Source organism: Echinicola arenosa, from assembly GCF_014841125.1.
Lineage (GTDB): Bacteria > Bacteroidota > Bacteroidia > Cytophagales > Cyclobacteriaceae > Echinicola > Echinicola arenosa.
The window spans coordinates 952,273-974,405 of the sequence record NZ_JACYTQ010000001.1 but is presented as its reverse complement, the minus strand read 5'-3'; the positions used below and the strand labels follow the sequence as shown (position 1 = coordinate 974,405).

18 protein-coding genes are annotated in these 22,133 nt (G+C 40.2%); 13 read left to right on the top strand and 5 right to left on the bottom strand.

Annotated elements, in window-relative coordinates; genetic code table 11:
• From IFO69_RS03645 to IFO69_RS03635, 3 genes are read left to right on the top strand one after another with little or no spacing between them, the layout of a single operon-like run.
• Positions 1-192 carry a DUF6728 family protein gene (locus IFO69_RS03645; protein WP_192008382.1) on the top strand — a complete coding sequence of 64 codons (192 nt, stop codon included), beginning with the start codon at positions 1-3 and terminating at the stop codon, positions 190-192.
• A 59-nt stretch (positions 193-251) separates the two neighbouring features.
• Entirely contained in the window at positions 252-602 is a 351-nt protein-coding gene (locus IFO69_RS03640) for an MmcQ/YjbR family DNA-binding protein (RefSeq protein ID WP_192008380.1), read from the top strand.
• Positions 599-1,561 (top strand): ABC transporter ATP-binding protein, encoded by a 963-nt coding sequence (locus IFO69_RS03635; RefSeq protein WP_192008378.1) that lies wholly within the window; start codon positions 599-601, stop codon positions 1,559-1,561. The genes IFO69_RS03640 and IFO69_RS03635 overlap by 4 nt, the downstream gene beginning before the upstream one ends.
• A gap of 93 nt (positions 1,562-1,654) precedes the next feature.
• Here IFO69_RS03635 and IFO69_RS03630 read toward each other — a convergent pair whose 3' ends face one another.
• The 4 genes from IFO69_RS03630 to IFO69_RS03615 all read right to left on the bottom strand — a co-directional run bounded on the left by IFO69_RS03630 (position 1,655) and on the right by IFO69_RS03615 (position 7,497).
• On the bottom strand, positions 1,655-2,173 hold the full coding sequence (locus tag IFO69_RS03630) for an FKBP-type peptidyl-prolyl cis-trans isomerase (RefSeq protein ID WP_192008376.1): 519 nt from the start codon (positions 2,171-2,173) through the stop codon (positions 1,655-1,657).
• A 169-nt stretch (positions 2,174-2,342) separates the two neighbouring features.
• A complete protein-coding gene (gene leuS / locus IFO69_RS03625; protein WP_192008374.1) occupies positions 2,343-5,117 on the bottom strand; it encodes a leucine--tRNA ligase in 2,775 nt (924 codons plus the stop codon).
• 247 nt (positions 5,118-5,364) lie between these two features.
• On the bottom strand, positions 5,365-6,291 hold the full coding sequence (locus tag IFO69_RS03620; protein WP_449390406.1) for a hypothetical protein: 927 nt from the start codon (positions 6,289-6,291) through the stop codon (positions 5,365-5,367).
• A gap of 300 nt (positions 6,292-6,591) precedes the next feature.
• Positions 6,592-7,497 carry a mechanosensitive ion channel family protein gene (locus tag IFO69_RS03615; protein ID WP_192008369.1) on the bottom strand — a complete coding sequence of 302 codons (906 nt, stop codon included), beginning with the start codon at positions 7,495-7,497 and terminating at the stop codon, positions 6,592-6,594.
• A gap of 163 nt (positions 7,498-7,660) precedes the next feature.
• Here IFO69_RS03615 and IFO69_RS03610 point away from each other — a divergent pair, with 163 nt between their 5' ends.
• The 5 genes from IFO69_RS03610 to IFO69_RS03590 all read left to right on the top strand — a co-directional run bounded on the left by IFO69_RS03610 (position 7,661) and on the right by IFO69_RS03590 (position 14,027).
• Entirely contained in the window at positions 7,661-9,205 is a 1,545-nt protein-coding gene (locus tag IFO69_RS03610; protein ID WP_192008363.1) for a bifunctional GNAT family N-acetyltransferase/carbon-nitrogen hydrolase family protein, read from the top strand.
• A gap of 2 nt (positions 9,206-9,207) precedes the next feature.
• Positions 9,208-9,759, top strand: a complete 552-nt coding sequence (locus IFO69_RS03605; RefSeq protein WP_192008361.1) for a KdsC family phosphatase — start codon at positions 9,208-9,210, stop codon at positions 9,757-9,759.
• 6 nt (positions 9,760-9,765) lie between these two features.
• Complete coding sequence (gene kdsA, locus IFO69_RS03600) at positions 9,766-10,614, top strand: 3-deoxy-8-phosphooctulonate synthase (protein ID WP_192008359.1); 849 nt, start codon at positions 9,766-9,768, stop codon at positions 10,612-10,614.
• Between the two features lie 69 nt (positions 10,615-10,683).
• The gene (locus tag IFO69_RS03595; protein ID WP_192008357.1) at positions 10,684-12,336 is read left to right on the top strand and encodes a L,D-transpeptidase family protein; all 1,653 of its coding nucleotides are present in this window, start codon (positions 10,684-10,686) and stop codon (positions 12,334-12,336) included.
• An 80-nt stretch (positions 12,337-12,416) separates the two neighbouring features.
• Positions 12,417-14,027, top strand: coding sequence for a L,D-transpeptidase family protein (locus tag IFO69_RS03590; protein WP_192008355.1), 1,611 nt, complete (start codon positions 12,417-12,419; stop codon positions 14,025-14,027).
• A 15-nt stretch (positions 14,028-14,042) separates the two neighbouring features.
• On the opposite strand, the gene IFO69_RS03585 is transcribed toward IFO69_RS03590, so the two are convergent.
• On the bottom strand, positions 14,043-14,768 hold the full coding sequence (locus IFO69_RS03585) for a murein L,D-transpeptidase catalytic domain family protein (protein WP_192008353.1): 726 nt from the start codon (positions 14,766-14,768) through the stop codon (positions 14,043-14,045).
• Between the two features lie 399 nt (positions 14,769-15,167).
• Between IFO69_RS03585 and IFO69_RS03580 the strand changes: the two genes are divergently transcribed.
• The 5 genes from IFO69_RS03580 (at position 15,168) to IFO69_RS03560 (ending at position 22,120) form a co-directional block, all read left to right on the top strand.
• Complete coding sequence (locus tag IFO69_RS03580; protein ID WP_192008352.1) at positions 15,168-15,578, top strand: 6-pyruvoyl trahydropterin synthase family protein; 411 nt, start codon at positions 15,168-15,170, stop codon at positions 15,576-15,578.
• Entirely contained in the window at positions 15,538-16,236 is a 699-nt protein-coding gene (folE, locus tag IFO69_RS03575; protein ID WP_192008350.1) for a GTP cyclohydrolase I FolE, read from the top strand. Before IFO69_RS03580 ends, folE begins: the two co-directional genes overlap by 41 nt.
• Positions 16,237-16,475: 239 nt before the next feature.
• Positions 16,476-17,045 carry an RNA polymerase sigma factor gene (locus tag IFO69_RS03570; RefSeq protein ID WP_192008348.1) on the top strand — a complete coding sequence of 190 codons (570 nt, stop codon included), beginning with the start codon at positions 16,476-16,478 and terminating at the stop codon, positions 17,043-17,045.
• 343 nt (positions 17,046-17,388) lie between these two features.
• Positions 17,389-18,468 (top strand): FecR family protein, encoded by a 1,080-nt coding sequence (locus tag IFO69_RS03565; protein WP_192008346.1) that lies wholly within the window; start codon positions 17,389-17,391, stop codon positions 18,466-18,468.
• A gap of 250 nt (positions 18,469-18,718) precedes the next feature.
• Positions 18,719-22,120, top strand: coding sequence for a SusC/RagA family TonB-linked outer membrane protein (locus tag IFO69_RS03560; protein ID WP_192008344.1), 3,402 nt, complete (start codon positions 18,719-18,721; stop codon positions 22,118-22,120).
• Positions 22,121-22,133 lie beyond the last annotated feature (13 nt).

Here is a 22,133-nt window from a genome sequence, read left to right as displayed (position 1 = left end):
ATGGCCAATAATAAATTCAAGGAGTTCTTTCAATTGGGTGAGGTAGGAAATTACTTTATTCGGGTTTTTAAAAAACCGGATCCCAACCAGAAAAGCAATTATAATTTGCGCATGATGCATGGCATCAACAAAATATCCATCTTGGTGTTTTTGGCAGCATTGATTTTCTGGATTGTAAGAAGATTAATGTAAGAAACCTCAATTGATTGTTTTAGCAATAAAACATCCTTTCTACAACAATAGGCAACAATATGGACATTATTTTTTTTAGGGATTATTGTTTGAAAAAGCCAGGTGTGACCGAGGATACTCCCTTTGGACCCGATACGCTTGTCTTTAAAGTGGGAGGAAAACTTTTTGCTTTGATTGATATCGAAAAATTCGAAAGTGTCAACCTTAAATGTGACCCTGAAAGGGCGGTAGAGTTGAGAGAGAAATACAATGGGATCATTCCGGGATATCACATGAATAAAAAACATTGGAATACAGTGGCTTTTGGTGCAGATGTGGCCGATGCAGCTATCCTCGAGCTGGTGGATCATTCTTATGAGCTTGTTTTTGCGAGTCTTCCTAAAAAACTACAAACCGAAATTTCTTTATGAGTTTTCTTAAAGTCAGTGAGGTCACCAAGCAATATGATGAGGAGAATATTGCCTTGGAAAAATTCAGCTTGCAAATCAGCAAAGGTGGAGTCGTTTCCATGGTGGGAGAAAGTGGTTCTGGTAAAAGCTCATTGTTAAGGATCATCGCCGGGCTGGAAGTGCAAAACTCGGGCGTGGTGCATTTGGGAGACCAGAAGATCCTAAACCCTAAGCAAAAGCTGGTGCCCGGATATGATGAGATTCAGTTGATCCATCAGGAATATAAGTTGTATCCCAATTCAACCGTTGAAGAAAATATTGCCAGGCCTTTGCTGCTGTATGATAAATTGTATCAGAAAGAAAGGGTGGAGGAGCTGCTGACTCTTTTATCGCTTCAGGAGCATCGTGCAAAAAAGCCAAGACAGTTATCCGGCGGACAACAGCAGAAAGTGGCCATTGGAAGGGCTTTGAGTATTGAGCCAGAGGTGTTGCTGTTGGATGAACCCTTCAGTAGCTTGGATGCTATTCAGAAGCGTGAATTGATCGAGGAGTTGAAGCTGATCTTTGATGAGCTGGATGTGACGGTTGTCTTCGTTACACATGAGGTGGATGATGCACTTTTGATGAGTGAAGAGCTGTTGATTATCCAAAAGGGAAAGTTGGTGCAGCAAGGCAATGTTCGTGAGATTTTCAGAAAGCCCAAGAATGAATATGTGGCCAAGCTTTTCGGAAACCTGAATGAAATTCCTGGCGAGAAAAAGACTTTTATCCGGCCTTCAGATTTGGAAGTAAGAAAAAATGACGGTTATAAAGCTAAGGTCGATAAGCAGCAATACCTGCTTCATTATAATTTATTGACTGTTGAGCTTGAAGGTGAAATCCTGAAGTGGAAGGTTGAGGATACCTCACGGAAATATCAAGTGGGGGATGTGCTGCACTTGAGTTTTGATCCAAATTATTTGATTCGATTTGAAGAATAAGAAGTAGATATAAATTCAATTTTATAAAAAAAGCTGGACGAAGCATATGACTTGGCCCAGCTTTTTCTAGAGTCTAGCGTCTAATATCTAAATTCAATGTTGGAGTCCATGTTCGCCGTGAACGTGACCATGCGCGATTTCTTCCACGGTAGCCTCTCGGACTTCTTGCACTTCACCGTCAAAATGTAATTTAAAGTCCACTAAAGGATGATTAAAGTCCAATAAAAGATCATCCCCAAGATCCTTCAATACTTTAGCTTGCATGGGGTAACCCTCTTCATCTACCAAAGGTAAGAAATTACCTTCTTGGAGCATTTCAGGCTTGAAACCTCTTTCTTCGGTCAGCTGGGCCTTGGCAATATCCACGATCAATTCATCATCTGCGACGCCGTAGGCTTCATCCACTTCCAAAACAAAGCTAAAACTTTCCCCTTCTTTTTTGTTGGCCAAGTAAGCTTCAAATTTCTCTGGTAATCCACTGTTACCAAAAATGAAATAGAACGGGTCTTCTTGGTCCCGGATTTCTACACTAAAAGGAGCTGATTCTTCTTCCTCTTTACTCACTTTTAGTTCATAAGTGAGCCCTACTACTTTGTTGTTGGATATTTGCATGTGTTCAATTTTACTTTAAAAGCAAAGATATAAATTTGGATGAACTGTCAACGTGAATTGCCAATTAAGTGGATTACTGTTGCGTTTACGGTTATGAATGATTTTAGATAACAAAAAAGGTTTGCCCTAATTCAGGGCAAACCTTTTAGCATAATCTATTCGAAGGTATTTAAACCACAATATTGACGATCTTTCCTGGAACCACAATGACTTTCTTCGGTGTCTTGCCGTCCAGCCATTTGGAAACCGTATCATCAGTCAAAGCAGCTTTTTCAATTTCTTCTTTACTCAAGCTTAAAGAAAGTGATAGCTTGGCCCTCATTTTACCATTGATAGATACTGGATATTCATGGTTGTTTTCAGTAAGGAATTCCTCCTTGTATTGAGGGAAGGCTGCTTCCACAATGGAGCGGTCATTGCCCAAAAGCGACCAAAGTTCTTCAGCGATATGTGGTGCAAAAGGAGAGACAATGATGGCCAATGGCTCAAGGATTGCCCGTTTGTTACACTTCATGCCACTAAGCTCATTCACACAAATCATAAAACCTGACACAGAGGTGTTGAAAGAATAATTGTTCATGTCCTCTTCTACTTTCTTGATGGTCTTATGCAAGGCTTTTAACTCTTCTTTGCTTGGTTCTGCATCAGAAACGGCAAAGTTTCCATTTTTATCATGGTAGAGTCTCCAGAGTTTCTTCAAGAATTTGGATACGCCGTCAATGCCATTGGTGTTCCAAGGTTTAAACTGCTCCAAAGGTCCAAGGAACATTTCATAAAGCCTCAAGGTATCAGCGCCATATCGGTTGATGATGTCATCTGGATTGACCACGTTGTACTTGGACTTGGACATTTTTTCCACTTCCGCACCACAAATGTATTTTCCATCCTCCAGGATAAATTCAGCATCGCCCAGGTCTGGTCTCCAAGCTTTGAATTTGTCCAAGTCGAGCTGGTCATTATAAACGATATTGACATCTACGTGCATGGCAGCAGTGTCATGATCTTTTCTGAGTCCATGACTCACAAATTGGTTAGTTCCTTTTATCCTATAGACAAAATTGGATCTTCCTTGGATCATACCCTGGTTGATCATCTTCTTGAATGGCTCCACAATATTGATCAAGCCTTTGTCAAAAAGAAATTTGGTCCAGAAACGGCTGTAAAGCAAGTGGCCAGTGGCATGCTCTGCTCCTCCTATGTACAGATCCACTGCTTCCCAGTACTGCTGTGCTTCCTTACTTACAAATTCCGTGTTGTTTTGCGGATCCATGTATCTCAAGAAATACCATGAAGAACCGGCCCAGCCCGGCATGGTGCTCAACTCTAGCGGGAATTCACCATCAGCTGTCTTGTAAGTCCAGTTTTGGGCCCTGCCCAGTGGAGGGGCACCATCTTCAGTGGGGAGGTACTTGTCAACTTCCGGCAATACGATAGGAAGGTCCTTTTCTTCTACCAGGTATGGGATTTCATCTTTGAAATAAACCGGTAGAGGTTCTCCCCAGTATCTTTGTCTGGTGAAGATGGCATCGCGCATCCTGAATTGGATTTTGCCTTTACCGATTTTATTTTCCTCCAAAAATTCAATGGCTTTGTCCATGGCGTCCTGCATTACCAAGCCATTTAAGAAGCCTGAATTCATGGCTATGCCATCCCTTCCAGGGAAAGAGCCATTTTCCATGCTTCCTTCCAATACTTGACGGATTTCCAACCCAAAATGCTTGGCGAAATTGTAATCTCGCTCATCATGCGCCGGAACGGCCATGACAGCGCCGGTTCCATATCCAGCCAGCACATAGTCGGCTACCCAGACAGGGATTTCTTCTCCATTGAACGGGTTGATGGCATAACTTCCTGTGAAAGCACCTGAGATAGTTTTTACATCGCTCATGCGTTCTCTTTCAGAACGGTTTTTGGCAACCTGAATGTAGGCCTCTGCTTCTTCTCTTTGGTCTTCGGTGATCAGTTCGGCTGCCAACTCACTCTCAGGAGCCAGTGCCAAATAGGTTACCCCGTAGATGGTGTCAATTCTGGTGGTGAAAACCTTGATTTTTTTATCTTGTCCTTTCACTTGGAAGACCATTTCAGCCCCTTTGGACCTACCGATCCAATTTCGCTGCATCTCTTTGATGGGTTCGTTCCAGTCTACTTTGTCCAAGTCATTGAGCAATCGCTCTGCATAGGCAGTGATGCGCATGCTCCACTGCATCATTTTCTTTCTTTCTACTGGATGTCCACCTCTTTCAGAAAAACCATCCTTTACTTCATCATTGGAAAGTACAGTGCCCAAGGCAGCACACCAGTTTACGGTAGTCTCAGCCAGATAAGTCAATCGATATTGAAGCAATACTTGCTGCTGTTTCTTTTCAGAATAGCCTTTCCATTCTTCTGCAGTAAATATTTCCACATCCTCGTCACTTACAGCATCTACAGTTGGATTTCCTTCTGTTTCGAATATTTTGACCAGCTCACTGATGTCCTTGGCTTTGTCAGCGGTTTTGTCATAGTAGCTGTTGAACAGCTGCATGAAAATCCACTGCGTCCATTTATAATAACTGGGGTCAGAAGTCCTTACCTCTTTGTCCCAGTCAAAAGCAAAGCCAATGTTTTTTAGCTGCTCGGTGTATCTTTTGATGTTTTCCTCTGTGGTAATGGCTGGGTGTTGACCAGTTTGGATGGCGTATTGCTCAGCAGGTAAGCCAAAAGAGTCATAACCCATTGGGTGGAGGACATTGTATCCCTGAAGTCTTTTGAATCGTGTGACGATGTCCGAGGCAATATAGCCCAGTGGGTGTCCTACATGAAGCCCAGCACCTGATGGATAAGGGAACATGTCCAAGCTGTAGAATTTAGGTTTTTGTGGGTCAACTTTGGCATTGAAAATTTGGGAAGCTTCCCATCTTTCCTGCCATTTTTTTTCTATTTCTTGAAAATTATAATCAGCCATTTTTAGCAAAATTGTTACTTATAAAAGGATTGCTTGCAAAATTATAAAAATAAATGGGATATGCCTTTGTATTTGTGTAGTAAGTAGGGGACGATGATAGGCAGGAAGTGTTGAATATAAATTGAAGTTAAACAGGGAAAAGAAGTAAGTGGTACGAAATACCTTTTTAATGATGGCATGACTTCAGGTCATGCCATCATTAAATGTTGAAACTTAAGTTAAATATTTAAAATCAAAGGCCTATCCATTACCAGAATCTCCAGCCACGCTGCCTTGTACGGCCCCTTCTCAGCCAGTTTTCCCAGATATCTTCGGAGAAATAAATTTCTACTCCCACATTGAAAGTGAAGTAGCCATCAAATCGGTGTTCTAAACCACTTCCTCTTCTAATGCGGTGTTGGAAATTTCCATACTTGTCAAAGTAAATGCCATTACGGATTTTTTCTACATCAGGCATGCCGTTCTCATCCAGCCAATCTGGATTCCTTACAGCCAAGCGTAATCTTTCTGGCATAGGACCTTCTCCATACTCACCGTAACTTTCTAGAAGGTTGAGGTAAAAATCCTTGATATTGTAGGCACTGATATCGTCCATGTAATCAGAAAGCGTAAAGCGGTAGTTCCCTTCAATGAACAAATCAGTGTAAACGTTCAGTTTGTATTTCATACCTAGTCCCATAGGGAAGACCATCACGATGCCCGGATATTCTTTTCCCTCGAGCGCCAAAGGCCTTAAGCTGATCCATTCACCATCCAACTGTGCCTTGGGAGTGTTGGTACTTGCGCCTACTCCTGCAAAGATGTACCAGTTGAGGAAGTGACGGGTAATGTTGTTCAGCCTTACAGGTTTCCAATGGTATTCTGCTAAAAAGGCTGCTTCAATATTTCTGGCCCTGAAGTGTAGGTTCCGAGGTGATCTATAGCTCCTTGGGTCAGAAGGAGGGTCCTGCCCTGACATTTGAATGTACGAGCCTTCCAATCTAAGCCTTGTCTTGGTTCCGATGGTCCTGCGGACATTGATGGAAAAATTATAATCAGGCTGGATGCCTTCTTCATATTTCCAAAGGGAGTAGAGTTCTCCAAAATATTGGGAGACTCCTCCTCCCATTCCCACTGACCATGGCTCTTCAAATCTGAAACGATAGAAGCTTTGTGCCTTCAGGCTGCTGGACATAAGGAGCAGAATGAAAAAAAATAGTAATAATCGTTTCATTTCGTGTTGAATAATGAAAATTAACAAGTGTGTTTAAGTTGCTAGTTTTTAGGGTGATCCAACTTATAATTGTAAATAAACGATTATTATTTAAAATTTTCAAATTTAGTATTTAACGACTAATTTATTGATTTAAAGTGCGGTAAATTATGTGTAATGGGGGTTTTAGCGCAGTTCTGTTCTTTTAGTTATTACACAAAAACACCTTAAGTTCCTAAAGGTTATTAGGACTTGGGGTGTTCAAATCTTAAGGAGTGTTTTTTACGCGTCTTTTAGGTTTTCGAAGCCAGACTTTAAGTGCAAATCTCTTTGAGGGAATGGAATCTCGACATTTTCTTCGTTGAACCTTCTGAAGATTTCATAGTAGAGTTGGCTCTTCAGCACTTGAGGGCGGTTGATAAAGTCAGAAGTCCATACTCTTAAGATGAAATTGATACTATTGTCTCCATATTCAACAAACAATACATCAGGTGGAGGGGTTTTCAACACTCCTTCGTTTTTCTGTGCCACCTCCATAAGGATAGATTTTACCTTTTGAGGATCTTCTTTATAGGAAACACCTACTGGAAAGTTAAATCGGATATTTCTGTCATTATGGGACCAGTTGATCACGGGATTATCGATAAACTGGCTGTTTGGAACGATAACAGAAATGTTGTCATTGGTTACCACCATAGTGGACCTGGCTGAAATTTTAATAACATCTCCGTTGACATCGGCAACCTCAATGCGGTCTCCGACCTTGATGGGACGTTCGAAAAGAATGATCAGGCCACTAATAAAATTGTTGGTGATGTTTTGTAAACCGAAACCAATACCAACACCCAACGCACCGGCCAAAATACCTAATGCACTCAGGTCAATGCCGGTATTTTGAACAATAATTACAAAGCCACCGATCAATAACACGTAACGTATAATGGTTCCGACTGATTGTCTGGTGCCGAGATCCATGTGGTACCGAGTGAGCAGCTTGTTGACAATAAACTTCTTGATCCACTCGGTGACAATAATCAGTACAAAAATGGAAAATACAAGGGCTATGATCAGGCCAATGGTTAATTTAGACTCCCCTAGGGTAATAATGGTGTATTGGAGGAATTCATTTATTTTATCTAAAAAAGCTCCAACGCCATCTTCCTTAACATCTTGCAGAAGTTCTTCCATGTTTCTTCTAAATAGTTGACCGATAAATTCAATATATAACTTACAAATTAATAATATTTATATTGCCAAACCAGTTGGTGTTTGAATGATTTATTTACAATTGACCATAAATGTTATGAGCATTATGGCAGATATTTGTTGTGTCATAAGATAACTTTGAAGCATGAGCAAACAAAAGGAAGAGCTAGAACATAGACTCAAATTAAGGAATATTCATCTTTCTGATTACAATGACATTCGTGATATAATGATGTCTATTTATCAGACCCAAAGCATGGCTTATACCAAGCAGGAGTTTAAGAATCAAATCAATTCCTTTCCAGAAGGGCAGATATGTATTGAGGACAATGGAAAGGTGGTGGCAGTTGCTTTGAGTTTGGTAGTAGAATATGCCAAGTTCGGGGATAACCACACTTATGATGAAATTACCGGGTATGGGAAATTTGATACGCATGATTTGGAAAATGGCGATACCCTCTATGGAACGGATGTTTTTGTGGACAGGGAATACAGAGGGCTAAGGCTAGGGAGAAGGTTGTATGATGCACGTAAAGAGATTTGTGAAAACCTAAACCTTAGGTCCATTATTGCAGGGGGGAGAATTCCTGGCTATAATAAATACGCGGATCAGATGACGCCAAGAAAATATATAGAATTGGTGAAAAACAAGGAGATTTATGATCCGGTGCTATCATTTCAGCTGGCCAATGAATTTCATGTCCGTAAAGTAATTACAAAATACCTGCCTGAGGATAAGGATTCCCGCGCCTATGCAACCCTTCTGGAGTGGAACAATATTTATTATGAGAAAGAAGAAAAACTCATTGGAAATAGAAAATCCATAGTTAGGCTGGGACTAGTGCAATGGAAAATGAGGCGTTTCCGGGATGTGGATGACCTGATGCAGCAAGTGGAGTTTTTCGTTGATACAGTTTCGGGGTACAAGTCGGACTTTTGCCTGTTACCAGAATTCTTCAATGCGCCGCTTTTGGCTGACTTCAATGATATGGATGCCTCTGAGGCTATCCGGAACCTTGCCGATTATACAGAAGAAGTGGTGGTTCGCATGCAGGACCTGGCCTTATCATATAATGTGAACATTATCGCTGGTAGTATGCCGGAATATGATGGGAAGAAGCTAAGGAATGTGAGTTACCTGTGTCGCCGTGATGGAACTACGGACAAGCAATATAAACTCCACATTACTCCAGATGAGCAGGCTTATTGGGGTTTACAGGGAGGCAATGGAATTCGGGTGTTTGATACGGATGCGGGCCGAATAGGGATATTGATCTGTTTTGATGTGGAATTTCCAGAGCTGGGCCGAATATTGGCAGAACAGGAAATGGACATTTTGTTTATTCCTTTCTGGACTGATACTAAAAATGCCTACCTTCGTGTCAGTACCTGTGCCAAGGCCAGGGCAGTAGAAAACGAATGTTATGTGGCCATTACAGGTTCTGTAGGAAACTTGCCTCGGGTAGAGAATATGGATATTCAGCATTCTCAAGCGGCCATATATTCTCCTTCTGATTTTTCCTTTCCCCATGATGCTGTAGTTGCGGAAGCTTCATTGAATACAGAGACCACCATTGTAGCGGATGTGGACTTGGATTTACTTACAAAGCTCAGGAAGCAGGGAAGTGTGAGGAACTTGGCCCAAAGAAGGTTGGATCTTTATTCTATCCAGTGGAAGAAAAATAAATAGATATGGAAAATTACCTAAATGGGATTGACGATAAAATTTTAAAGAAAGCAGCAAAAATCAAACTACTGATCACGGATGTGGATGGTGTACTGACAGATGGAGGAGTGATTTATGATGATCATTACTTAGAGTTGAAAAAATTCAATGTAAAAGATGGTCTTATCGTGAAAGTCTTGCAAAAGCATGGAGTGATGGTAGGGGCGATCACTGGTAGGAATTCTCCCGTGGTCAGGAGCCGTTGTAAAGAGCTGGGCTTTGATTTTCATTATCACGGTATCAAAGACAAAGGAGTTCAATTGAGGGAAGTATTGGATGAATATGACCTTTCCTTGGAAGAATGCGCCTATATCGGTGATGATTTGATTGATTTGCCTATCCTTTGCAAGGTGGGCTTGTCGGTTGCTCCAATGGATGCTCTACCTTATGTAAAGGAAGAAGTGGATATGGTTTCTTCTCTTCCAGGAGGCAGAGGGGTTTTCAGGGAAGTGGGAGACTTGATCCTGAGCTCCAAAGGATTGCTAAAGAAGATTATTAAAGAATTGATAGAGAAATAACAAAAGATGAAAAAATATACCCAAGCAATGAAAATCACCGAAGATGTGGTTTTGGGGGAGAATAAACCCGTATTATTCTCTGGACCTTGTGCTGTGGAGAGTTTTGATATTTGCATGGAAATCGGCAGTACAGTGAAGGCTGAAGCGGAGAAAAATGGATTTTCTTATGTGTTTAAAGCCTCTTTTGACAAGGCCAATAGGACCTCTTCTGGATCATTTCGTGGAATTGGAATGGACAAGTCTTTGGAGGTGCTGCAGAGGGTAGGAAAGGAACTAGGCGTTCCATTGGTTACGGATATCCATGAAAGTTACCAAGCGGATGAAGTTGGAGCTGTGGTGGATGTTTTACAGATTCCTGCCTTTTTGTGTAGGCAAACTGATTTGTTACTAGCAGCAGGAAAGACAGGTAAAGCTGTCAAAGTGAAGAGAGGCCAGTTTATGGCTCCAGAAGACATGCAGTACGCTGTGAGTAAAGTCAGGTCAACAGGAAACGACAATGTATGCTTGACCGAAAGAGGTTTTACCCTGGGGTATCACAATTTGGTAGTGGATATGAGGGCTCTACCTACCATGAGGCAGTTTGCACCTGTTGTTTTTGATATCACCCATTCTGTACAGCAGCCTGGAGGGCAAGGAGGAAGTAGTGGAGGGCAAAGAGAGTTCGCTCCATTTTTGGCAAGGGCAGCGGCAGCCACAGGTGTGGATGGTTTTTTTATAGAAACACATCCTGAACCGGCCAAAGCCTTAAGTGATGGGCCTAATATGATCCCCTTAGATCGAATGGCAGATTTTCTGGCCATGCTTAAAGCATCTTGGAGCTTAGGACAAGAGTTTGCAGACTTGAAAATACAATAAATATAAAGCCGGTTAGTCCGGCTTTTTTTATGTTTTTATTTTTAAATTGATTGAAAGAAATCAATTTTTATGAAAAAGGTATTTTTGCCATTCTGCTTATCACTAATTATAGGACATGTTTTAGCTCAGTCAGCTTTGACATCAAGTGATGTATCTATTGAGATTAGGAATTTGTTAGAGGCCCATATTATAAATGGATCAAACCATAATGGTAAATTGAATTTGGTCCAATATGATCTGTTGTTGAAGTTTTATACCAATAGGGATTTTCAGGAGGCTTGGACTCAAAAGGGAAGGTTGTCTGAGAATGCCCAGAAATTGTTGGGGCAAATAGAAGAAGCCCGTTTTGATGGATTGACTCCAGAAGAGTACCACCTTTCCGAGATCAAAGATTTTATAAATGAGTTTTCTCTAAAAAATGAAAATGAGAGTTCATTGCACCTGGCTTATATTGATTTGATACTGTCAGATGCTTACTTGAAATTGGCTACTGATCTTTACAGGGGAAAAGTGTCACAGGAAGCTTTGAAGACAGATTGGGAAATTCAACCCAAAAGAATGAAGTTGAAATTTGAGGAAGAGTTGGAGTCGGCTTTGAAAAGTGGGAAACTAACAGAAAACCTTAAAGGGTTTTGGCCAGTGTTCAAAGTTTATCCTAGGATGCGTGAAAGTTTGAGGGCTTATCATAAGATGGAACAGAATGATGCTATTGATTGGAACAAGATTAGTGGAAATAAAGTACTTAAAGTGGGTGAGTACGGAAAGGTTGTTGCGGATGTTAGGAAAAGGCTTTGGTTTTGGAAGGATTTGAAAGAATATACACCTGAAGAAGTAGAGTTGTATGATTCTGCGATGATGGAGGGCGTTTTACACTTTCAAAAAAGGAACGGATTGACTGCCGATGGCGTAGTGGGTAAAGATACTTATGACGCTTTGAATGAAACTCCAGCTGCTTTGATAAAGAAAGTAGCGGTTAATCTTGAACGGATGAGATGGCTTCCAGATACAGTTATGGATAATCGATTTGTTGTGGTTAATATTGCCAATTTCCAGTTGGATCTGGTTCAGCAGAATGGCTTGGATACAATTTTTTCATCTCCTGTGATAGTGGGTAGGCAATATCATACTACACCGATTTTTAATGGAGAGATGTCCTATATCGTTTTAAGCCCCACCTGGACGGTTCCTTCTTCTATCATTAGAAATGAAATGATTCCAAAAATCAAAAAAGATCCTAATTACTTAAATAGGAACCATTTGAAGATTTTGACTTATTCCGGACAGGAAGTCAACCCCAGTGCAATAGATTGGTCGAAGACCTCTTCCAAGAGTTTTCCCTATATGATCAGGCAAAGCCCAGGCCCTCATAATTCCTTAGGCTTGGCCAAGTTTATATTTCCGAATAAGCATAATGTATACATCCATGATACTCCATCTAAATCCTTGTTTTCTAAAGATATCAGGGCATTTAGTCATGGCTGTATTCGGGTGCAGAATCCCGAAAGGTTGGCAGAAGTGATATTGGAAGATAACAAAGATTGGGGGCATAAAGAGATTGAAGCAGCGATGCATTCAGGTAGAGAAACTACAGTTATGCTGAAGGAAAAAATTCCAGTTGTATTGCTCTACTTGACATTTTGGACAGATGAAAGTGGTAATCCACATATTCGCAAGGATATCTATGAAAGGGACCGTCGAATATCCGAGGCCTTATTTGATTAATACTTAGTGAGGTCCAAGTTGTTGGAGATGATGGGATGGCACAGTCATTGCAATGTCCATTAGCAACCAATAATAATTTTATGGAAAGATATACTAAATGGATTTTTTTAGGTTTTTTGTTTGTAGCCGCCTGCCAATCCAAGGTGGATGAAAATACGCTAAAGGCGATTCAAGTAAAAGTTAAACGAGATGCTGTTTTAGATAGCATTTATTCATCTTTTGATTATAGGCCCATTTGGTTGGTGAGTGATGGGCTTACTGATAAAGGGGAGCAGTTTGTGGAGGCTTTGGAAGATGTAGAGTATGATGGGCTTCAGAAAACAGACTATTTTAATGAGGATATGCATGGACTTTTGGCGAAAATCCAAGAGGGTGGGAAACCCGAAGATATTGCCCGCCTCGAAATCTTAATGAGCAATAAATTTTTAAAACTCTCTAAGGATTTGCATATGGGCAAAGTGGATCCCTCCCAGTTTTCTGAAACTTGGAAAATTGACAGAAAAGAATCAGCAGCTTCATTAGAGGTACTTTTAAAAGAAATTGGACTAGGCAAAACAGGGTCAGTTGAAGATGTGTTGGAAGAGTTAAGGCCTAAAAATACTCTTTACGGGCAATTGAGGGATCGACTGAAATTGGTTTTACAAACGCAGCAAGAAAATCCGGAAAATATAGAGGCTATAGTTTATGAAGGGAAACTTGAAGTAGGAGACAGTGATGCTGTGATTACTCAAGTACGTGAACGACTAGCGTCTTTAGGGTATGAAGAAGTTTCCTCAGAAGAGCCAAGTCGGTATGATGAAAAGTTGGAGGATATTGTGAAGTGTTTCCAAGCGAGGCATGGATTGATGGATGACGGAGTGATGGGACAAGATTTTTGGCATGCCATAAACCTTAATAACCAGGACTTGACAGTCAAGCTGAAAGTGAATATGGAACGGTTGAGGTGGTTGCCGGACTTCAGCAAAGAAGATGGTCCCAAAGTATTGGTGAATATCCCTAATTTTTACATGGATTATGTGGAAGGAAAGGACACTGTTTTTACCACTAGAGCTGTGGTGGGAAAAGAATATCACCAAACTCCTGTATTTACAGCTAAAATGAGCTATTTAGTGTTTAGTCCAAACTGGACTTTACCGCAAGGGATTTTGTGGAATGAAGTAATCCCTGCGATTAAAAAGGATGAGAACTACCTAAAAGATCACGACATGATGGTGGTTGACCTTGATGGTAATGAGGTAGATAATCGAAAAATAAAATGGGGAAAGTTAAGGCAAGAGGACACTTTTCCATATTATATAAGACAAAGACCGAGTGATGAAAATGCCTTGGGAAGAGTGAAGTTTATGTTTCCAAACCCCTACAGTATCTATATTCATGATTCTCCAGCAAAAGCTTTATATGACCGGGATCAAAGAACATTTAGCCATGGATGCATAAGAATTGAAAAGCCAGCGGATTTCGCTGCAAAATTACTAGCCTCAGAAAAGGACTGGGGAACAGATTCTATAGCCGCTGCGATGGGAAGGGATGAAGAAAAGCAAGTAAACCTAAAGCAAACTCCAGCGGTTTGGATCCTGTATCTTACTGCATGGAATGGTAAGGGTGGTTTTCAGGTCAGAGAGGATATTTATGACAATGATATTAAATTGGCAAAATTGATGGGAGAACCAGTTAGTCGATATTATTTTTAAGATACCCCATCATCGCTATGTGGTAGCAAGTAGCTGACTGTTTTTATGATAGGCCCTATCAGGGGCATAGATAAACAGACAGCTGTTTTCTTTGATGGTGTCTATGATGTCTTTAAACACTGCCATGGGCAAAGCAGGGCAGCCTAGGCTTCTTCCTAACCTCCCTGTTTTTGTAATGAATTCTGGATTGGCATATTCTGCTCCATGAATGACAATGGCTCTTTTTCTGGCATTATCGTTGACTCCTTTTTCGATTCCGTCCAGCCTTAGGGAATAGCCATGTTTTCCACTATAAGTTTCGGCAGTTCGGTAAAAGCCCAAGCTGCTCATGTAACTGGAATTGGTATTGGAGAATTTTGTGGCCATTAGGTTGCCACTATTTCTTCCGTGTGACACAAAAGTATGGTGTAGTATATTTCCAGATACTGGATCAATTGTCCAAAGCCTTTTCATAGAAGAAGGAAGGCTAAAGTCTATAATGGTCAATGGTTTATCCTCTGGTATTTCACCAGCTTTGGCTAGCTTTAGATAACCTGAAACCCCTAATTGTAAAGCTTCTTCACTTAGCGTACTTTCTTTTTTATCACTTTGAAGGTGTACCTTTATTTTAGACAACAATACTTCCGCTGTATTTTCGGATGAGGAAATAGTGGGCAAGTTTTCAAGTTTGTATTCGGGTGTATAGGCAGAAAGGGCTGTACTAAGCACAAGGGCCAGAATAAGTCCGGTCTTTTTAAGCATAAATTGTTTTTTTCAATTATGTTGGTAATCGGGTGATGTAATGAATTGGAAACTAGTTGTTTGTAGTTTCTATTTGATAACGCAAAAATAAAGTAAACATTGTAAAAATGAACTGATTTCCCGTTTCATTTTGTTCTTGAATTCAAAATTCTCTAAATAATATGCAAAAAAAGCAGCCTTTAGGAGTATAATCAGCAAATGGAGTGCATATGAAATTTTATTTGGTTAATTTTGCGCTCCTTAAAAGATCAAAGCTATTGATAGTTAAGAGGTTGAATGTGGGGTGTTTACTAAGTTAGTAAATGGGTTAAACAATTCTTTGAAAAATATTGTTCTGATTTAGGAAGTGGAAAATGAATCACCCTATCAGATGAAATTCGTAAATGGTTAAAAGCTATAATGAGAGTATCGGTTTTCCGTAAAGAGCATTTTAATGCAGCACATCGTCTTTATAATCCAAAGTGGACAGAAGAAAGAAACAATGAAGTGTTTGGTAAGTGCAGCAACCCAAATTATCATGGGCATAATTATGAGCTCTTTGTAAAATTGGTAGGTCCTATTGATCCTGATACTGGCTATGTTTTTGATATGAAAGTATTGAGTGATCTGATAAAGGATAAGATATTAAAGAAGTTTGATCATAAAAATTTAAACCTAGATACCGATGAATTCAAACAACTTAACCCAACTGCAGAAAACATTGCTGTGGTTATTTGGAATATTTTAAGGAAAGAAATTGATAAGAAATACGATCTAACGGTTCGATTATATGAAACAGAAAGAAATTATGTTGAATACGACGGGGATTAATCTGGATAGATCCATTGATGAAATTGGGGATGAACATATTGGGACTTCCCACGAAACACCTTTGAGAGAAGATGCATTTGAAATGGATGATGAGCTTAAAATGGAGCTTATCGAAAAGCATTTTAAAGAAATCATGCATGTGCTTGGGTTGGACTTGACAGATGATAGCCTCAGTGGAACCCCTAGAAGGGTGGCCAAGATGTTCATCCAAGAAGTTTTCAGTGGCTTGGATCCAAAGAACAAACCTGATGTGAAACTTTTTGAAAATAAATACAAATACAGTGAGATGCTGGTAGAAAAGGACATTACGTTTTTTTCTCATTGTGAGCATCATTTTGTGCCAATTTATGGAAAAGCTCATGTGGCTTATATTTCTAATGGACATGTAATCGGACTTTCTAAGATTAACCGGATCGTCCAATATTTTGCCAAGCGCCCACAAGTACAAGAAAGGTTGACCATGCAGATCGGTAATGAACTGAAAGATATCTTGGGTACGGATGATGTAGCGGTGGTCATTGATGCACACCATATGTGTGTGTCTTCCCGTGGCGTGAAAGATGTGAACAGCAAAACGGTCACTTCCTTTTACAGTGGAAAGTTTGACAAAGATGATACGACCAGGAAAGAATTTATGCAGTATATCACAATGAAGTGATTGACCTATTTATTAAAATTGGTCTAATGAAATACACCGGTGTTAATTTACACCGGTTTTTTTTGATTTTTTTAATTAGGTTGACGAATTATTTTTTAGTTAACTAAAATGGCGTTGGAATTTTGTGGTATTCTGTATATATTCCAAATTATTGTCTGGATTGATAATGCTAAACCCATTTAGAAGTTTAGTGTTTATTGTTCCTGACTTTAATAGACCCAACCCAAAATTAGCCTTATATGTCTTTTATAGAACTCCTATATCAAGAAGAAGATGATGCCCATTTGTGGCAGCGAATGAAAAAAGGAGACAAAGAAGCTTTTGATAAAATATATGTTGAACATATTGACCATTTGGTAAGGTATGGACATAGCTTTACCCAAGATGCTTCCGTTATTGATGATAATATCCAAGAAGTTTTTTGTCGGATCTGGCAGAAAAGGTCCGAGCTGAAAGAAACAAGCAACATCAGGTACTACCTTCTTGCGTCATTTAGAAATGAATTGCTAAAGGATATCAGAAAGAAAAAGAAAAGTGTTTTGTTATGGGAGATTTTTTCAGAGTCCTCCGTGAGTTTCAACGCTTCTTTGGAAGCCACCATTATTCAGAAGGAATCCCAAGAGCAGTTACACAAGAAGTTGAACCATACTTTTGGAAAGCTGAGCTCCAGACAGAAGGAAATTGTCTATTTGAAATATTATAATGAATTGACCTTTGGTGAAATTGGTGAAATGATGGGATTGGAAAAGAAAGCTGTATATAATGCCGTGTCCAAGGCCATGATAATTTTAAGGAAAGAATTGCGTTGATTGTATTTTTTTATTTCTGTATTATATGGACCAAAATTATTTTTTTATGTATATCCGCAATTCTACTAGTAAAGATTAAAAGCGAGTAGAAACTACCCTTTTGATTAAAGTATTAACTGCTTTGGTCTTCAGACTTTGGTTCTACCTAGCCGTTAGGCAGGCTTCCGACCACTTGAGCAAAGGATGTATGGTTACTGGCATCATAGCGGATAACCAGATTGTTTTTTTAGAGAATTTAGAGTGTCCTATTTAACCTGAAATATTTTTTGAAATTTATTTTCTTGATTAAGGAGTAATTTGACCAGTCCCAGGATTTATGAGTAAAGATCAGTAGATATTTACTTTGAAGGACAAGAAAAAAACATATCAAGATTATCGGATTGAGGACTTTTTAACTGATGAATCATTTATCAGATGGGCAAAAGGGGCTGAAAGCGACATTGCTTGGGAAGCGATTTTTGAACAGTATCCTCACCTTATTCCTTTAGCCGAAGAAGCTAAAGACACTATTTCAGTGCTAAACTTTTCTGAAATTAAAGTCAACAAGCAAAGAACCTCAGACCTTCTTCAAAAGATCAACAAGCGAATAGAGAAGCAGGAAAATGGAGGTAAAGAAGCGAATATAGTGGCTTTGCATGGAAGGTATGAGCACTACAGGCCCCAAAGAAATAATGGATGGAAGTGGGTTGCTGCTATGATGACAGGTATAGGCTTATTTATCAGTTTTTTGTTTTTGCAGCGTGCCAATCAACCGTCTTCCACCATTCCCCAGATAGCATTCCTTACGAAGACTACACAAATGGGACAAAAACTGACGACCCGACTGAGTGACGGGACTATTGTGATGCTCAATGCGGGAAGTAGCATAAAATGCGAAGAGGTATTTAACGATACGGTGCGGTATGTGACCCTGGAAGGAGAGGCATTTTTTGATGTTGCCAAAGATAGCCGCCCATTCAGGGTCAAGGCAAACGGCACCCTTACAACTGCCCTAGGAACGTCCTTTAATATCAAGCAAAATGGTGACAAAGTCAGCATATCCTTGGTCACCGGTAAAGTGGGAGTGAACATGCAGAGCAAAGAGGGAATGGAGGAGTCTACACTTTTGATTCCAGGAGAACAGGTTGCAGTGGAAATAAAGGATGAAATCAGGTTTGTCAAAGGAAAATTTGATGTGTCTGAAGTGTTGGCTTGGAAAAGAGGAATCTTATCTTTTCGTCATGTAGGCAGTGAAGAAGTATGGGAAGAATTGGAGAAGTGGTACGGGGTGGAGGTGGTTTTAATAAACAAGCAGGTAGCCAATCAAGCCTGGGACTACACAGGTAGTTTTGACAATGAAAGTTTGGAGAATGTGCTAGGGAGCATTGGTTTTGTCAAGGACTTTGAATTTAAAATTGAAGATGATAAAGTGATTATTTACTAAACCCAAAATAAATACAATATGAAAAATATCAATAGCTCTTAAGAAGAATAGGAGGTGCCTCAAAAGTAATATGCCATCATAATTTAAAGCAGTTTTTTAATGCCTTTCAAAGCCAAATTGCTCTATATATAGGTGATGAAGGTGATTACTGATGAAGCACTTTCCCTTAATGTCAATACCAAGCATGGGGATGAATTGGTATTGATGAATTTGTTTTAAAACTTCTTAATTATTAAAACCTAGTAAAAATATGAAAAAACTATTACTTAAACTCGGTGGTACCCATGCTATTATACTTGTGGTGCTATTGTGTATAGGGAAGGTGGGCGAGTTGTATGCGGGAGAGGTAGGTGAGCACAAACAAAAGGATGAAAAAGAGGAGGCAATTCTGCTGAATGTATCATTTGAAAACCATAGTTTGGAAGCAGCTTTTGGTTTGATTGAAAAGTCGACTCCTGTCAAATTTTCCTATGACAGAGATGATTTGGATCCAGCGATTAGGCTTACCAAAACATTCAAGAACGAGCAGCTGAAGGGGGTGTTGGGCTATATCGCAAATCAATCCTCATTGGATTTTAAAAGAATCAATAATACAGTCAATGTTGTCAAGTCAAAGCGGGAAATCCCTGAGGTTAAAAAAGAGGAGATGGAGGAGAGGACTATTACTGGTACGGTCAAGGACAGCGAGGGAGTGACAATTCCCGGAGCCAATGTAACAGAAGTAGGTACAACCAATGGTGTTGCGACTAATGTAGATGGAGAGTTTTCATTACAGTTAATTACAGCTAGCCCAAAAATTCTAGTTTCTTTTGTTGGCTTTAAACCAGTAGAGGTGGAAATAGGGGCGTCCAGTCGATACGAGGTTGTACTTCAGGAAGATACCGAGTCGTTGGAAGAAGTGGTAGTAGTTGGTTTTGGAGAGCAGAAGAAGGTGAGTTTGGTGGGATCCCAATCAACTGTAAAAGCAGGGGAGCTTAAATTACCTAATAGAAGCTTGACCAATTCCCTTGGAGGCAGGTTAGCAGGTGTAGTTTCCGTGCAGAGAAGTGGAGAGCCAGGGTATGATGGAGCTGATATATTTATTCGTGGTATTGCTACATTTGGCTCAAGTCCACGAAGTCCTTTGTTAATAGTGGATGGTGTACCAGATAGGGGAATCAATAATATTAATCCGGAAGATATCGAGAGTTTTACAGTCCTAAAGGATGCTTCTGCTACTGCAGTATACGGAGCAAGAGGGGCCAATGGGGTGATCATCATCAACACGAAATCCGGCCAAGCCGGAAAACCACAAATTAATGTGGAAGTCAATCATGCTGTTACCCAATTTACCCAATTACCAGACTTTGTGGAAGCTGCAGATTTTATGCGCTTATACAATGAAGGTTTGGAAGTAAGGGGAAGAAGTCCACAATATTCTGAAGAGCAAATTCTAAAACATATTTCCGGTGAAGACCCTGACTTGTACCCTAATGTGAATTGGTATGATGAGCTGTTCAACAAATATGGATATAATAGAAGTGCCAATGTGAATGTTAGGGGAGGGTCCGAGTATGCCAATTACTATGTTTCTGCAGGATATTTCTCTGAAACGGGCATGCTGAAGAATGATGAGGTGCAGTCCTATAATTCCCAGTTAAAGGTAGATCGGTTCAACTTTCTGACAAATGTGGATGTAAAGGTGACCAAGACCACTAAACTGGAATTGGGGATTAGCGGGTTTATCATCAATGGCAATTATCCTGGAGTAGGAACCGGTGACCTGTTTGACCAAGCCACACAGACACCGCCCCATGTTATACCCCCAAGGTACTCCAATGGGCTATGGCCGCAAGGATCAGGGGGTGGAAACATCCCAAATCCATACAAAAACTTGACACAGTCGGGCTATGCTACGGAATATAGAAACACTATCCAGTCAAATATTCGCCTCAGACAGGAACTAGATGCCATTACAGAAGGGCTAAGTGCGAACACTATGTTTTCTTTTGATGCCTATGGGTGGAACAATCTGAACAGGACCAGAAGCGTACAGACCTATTTTGCCACCGGAAGAGATGAAAATGGAGAATTGATTACCCAGGTTGTTTCTCCGGGATCCGATGTGCTAGGCTTTGAAAATTCCCGAGGGGGAAACAGAAAATTCTATACGCAGACAGATCTTAATTACAACCGCTCATTTGGTAAACACGATGTTTCAGGCCTATTGCTGTATTATCAGTCAGACTATGTAAATGGCGATGCGGGTGATTTAATTGCCTCTATTCCTTTTAGACATAGAGGGGTTTCTGGAAGGGCAACCTATGGTTATGAAGATAGGTATTTTGTCGAGGCAAATTTTGGATACTCAGGTTCAGAAAACTTCTCGCCGAAGAAAAGATTTGGCTTTTTCCCTTCCTTTGGTACGGGATGGATGGTGTCCAATGAAGAATTTTTTCAGCCCATTAAAAACGTCATTAGTCATTTGAAATTCCGATATACCTATGGGTTGACCGGAAATAGTGATACCGGTTCAAGGTTCCTTTTCCAAACCAGGATAAATGATTTAGGAGATGGCTCAGGCTATACATTTGGTGTTCCGGGTAATACAAGAACCTGGGAAGGACTTGAAGAAGGCCAAGTAGGGTCAGATGTGACTTGGGAAACAGGTAAGCGTCATAATCTCGGGATTGAGATCAGTTCATTTGATGATGACCTGTCACTGATTGTGGAACTTTTTAAAGAACGTCGTACAGGGATTTTGTTGATACAGAATGATATTCCAGGAGCCTCTGGATTTACATCTAATATCCCGTATGGTAATATAGGGATCACAGAAAATAAGGGAATTGATGTCACGCTAAATTATAATAAATATTTCCCAACAAGTTCTCTTTTTGACTTTGTATCGTTCAGGGGAACATTTAATTATAACCAAAATAAAAACGTATTTGATGGCCTTCCCCCTTGGCAACATCCTTGGGAAAATAGGGTAGGACATCGCATAGACCAGCGATTTGGCTATGTAGCCTTGGGCTTATTTGAAGATGAGGAAGATATCCTGAATTCTCCCGAGCAGGCTGGAGATATCCGTCCCGGGGATATTAAATACCAAGATTTAAACGGCGATGGTATGATCAATAGTTATGACCAGAAAGCCATTGGATACGGTTCCATTCCTCAGATTTTGTATGGGCTAAATTTGGGAGTAGGGATTAAACGCTTTGAATTTGTGGTGTTTTTCCAGGGAGCTGGAAAATCTGATTTTATGTATTCGGGAGGAACAGGAACCACTCCTTTTTCAGAAGGCCCAACAAGGGGAAATCTATATAATAAAGTACTGGATCGGTGGACTCCGGAAAATCCTAACCCTAATGCCTTTTATCCCAGGTTATCCACTAGACAGGATGTAACTACCAACTATTATGGTAGCACATGGTGGCTGTACAGGTCAGATTATATTAGGCTGAAAAATGCAGAGGTAGCTTATAATTTCAGCATGGATGCCTTGGGGAAATTTGGCATGAAAAACCTAAGGGTTTATGTGAATGGAACCAACCTCTTGACCTTTTCCCCATGGAAAATATGGGATCCAGAACTTGGTGATGGCAGAGGAACGGCATACCCAAATACCACTGCCATTAACCTTGGTGTAAGAGCTAGTTTTCAATAAAACCTAGAGAAAA

What these genes read in the sequence shown, in the direction of transcription:
- IFO69_RS03645 (WP_192008382.1), top strand. Translation starts at nt 1, where the DNA reads ATGGCCAATAATAAATTCAAGGAGTTCTTTCAATTGGGTGAGGTAGGA.
- IFO69_RS03640 (WP_192008380.1), top strand. Translation starts at nt 252, where the DNA reads ATGGACATTATTTTTTTTAGGGATTATTGTTTGAAAAAGCCAGGTGTG.
- IFO69_RS03635 (WP_192008378.1), top strand. Translation starts at nt 599, where the DNA reads ATGAGTTTTCTTAAAGTCAGTGAGGTCACCAAGCAATATGATGAGGAG.
- IFO69_RS03630 (WP_192008376.1), bottom strand. Translation starts at nt 2,173, where the DNA reads ATGCAAATATCCAACAACAAAGTAGTAGGGCTCACTTATGAACTAAAA.
- leuS (WP_192008374.1), bottom strand. Translation starts at nt 5,117, where the DNA reads ATGGCTGATTATAATTTTCAAGAAATAGAAAAAAAATGGCAGGAAAGA.
- IFO69_RS03620 (WP_449390406.1), bottom strand. Translation starts at nt 6,291, where the DNA reads ATGTCCAGCAGCCTGAAGGCACAAAGCTTCTATCGTTTCAGATTTGAA.
- IFO69_RS03615 (WP_192008369.1), bottom strand. Translation starts at nt 7,497, where the DNA reads ATGGAAGAACTTCTGCAAGATGTTAAGGAAGATGGCGTTGGAGCTTTT.
- IFO69_RS03610 (WP_192008363.1), top strand. Translation starts at nt 7,661, where the DNA reads ATGAGCAAACAAAAGGAAGAGCTAGAACATAGACTCAAATTAAGGAAT.
- IFO69_RS03605 (WP_192008361.1), top strand. Translation starts at nt 9,208, where the DNA reads ATGGAAAATTACCTAAATGGGATTGACGATAAAATTTTAAAGAAAGCA.
- kdsA (WP_192008359.1), top strand. Translation starts at nt 9,766, where the DNA reads ATGAAAAAATATACCCAAGCAATGAAAATCACCGAAGATGTGGTTTTG.
- IFO69_RS03595 (WP_192008357.1), top strand. Translation starts at nt 10,684, where the DNA reads ATGAAAAAGGTATTTTTGCCATTCTGCTTATCACTAATTATAGGACAT.
- IFO69_RS03590 (WP_192008355.1), top strand. Translation starts at nt 12,417, where the DNA reads ATGGAAAGATATACTAAATGGATTTTTTTAGGTTTTTTGTTTGTAGCC.
- IFO69_RS03585 (WP_192008353.1), bottom strand. Translation starts at nt 14,768, where the DNA reads ATGCTTAAAAAGACCGGACTTATTCTGGCCCTTGTGCTTAGTACAGCC.
- IFO69_RS03580 (WP_192008352.1), top strand. Translation starts at nt 15,168, where the DNA reads ATGAGAGTATCGGTTTTCCGTAAAGAGCATTTTAATGCAGCACATCGT.
- folE (WP_192008350.1), top strand. Translation starts at nt 15,538, where the DNA reads ATGAAACAGAAAGAAATTATGTTGAATACGACGGGGATTAATCTGGAT.
- IFO69_RS03570 (WP_192008348.1), top strand. Translation starts at nt 16,476, where the DNA reads ATGTCTTTTATAGAACTCCTATATCAAGAAGAAGATGATGCCCATTTG.
- IFO69_RS03560 (WP_192008344.1), top strand. Translation starts at nt 18,719, where the DNA reads ATGAAAAAACTATTACTTAAACTCGGTGGTACCCATGCTATTATACTT.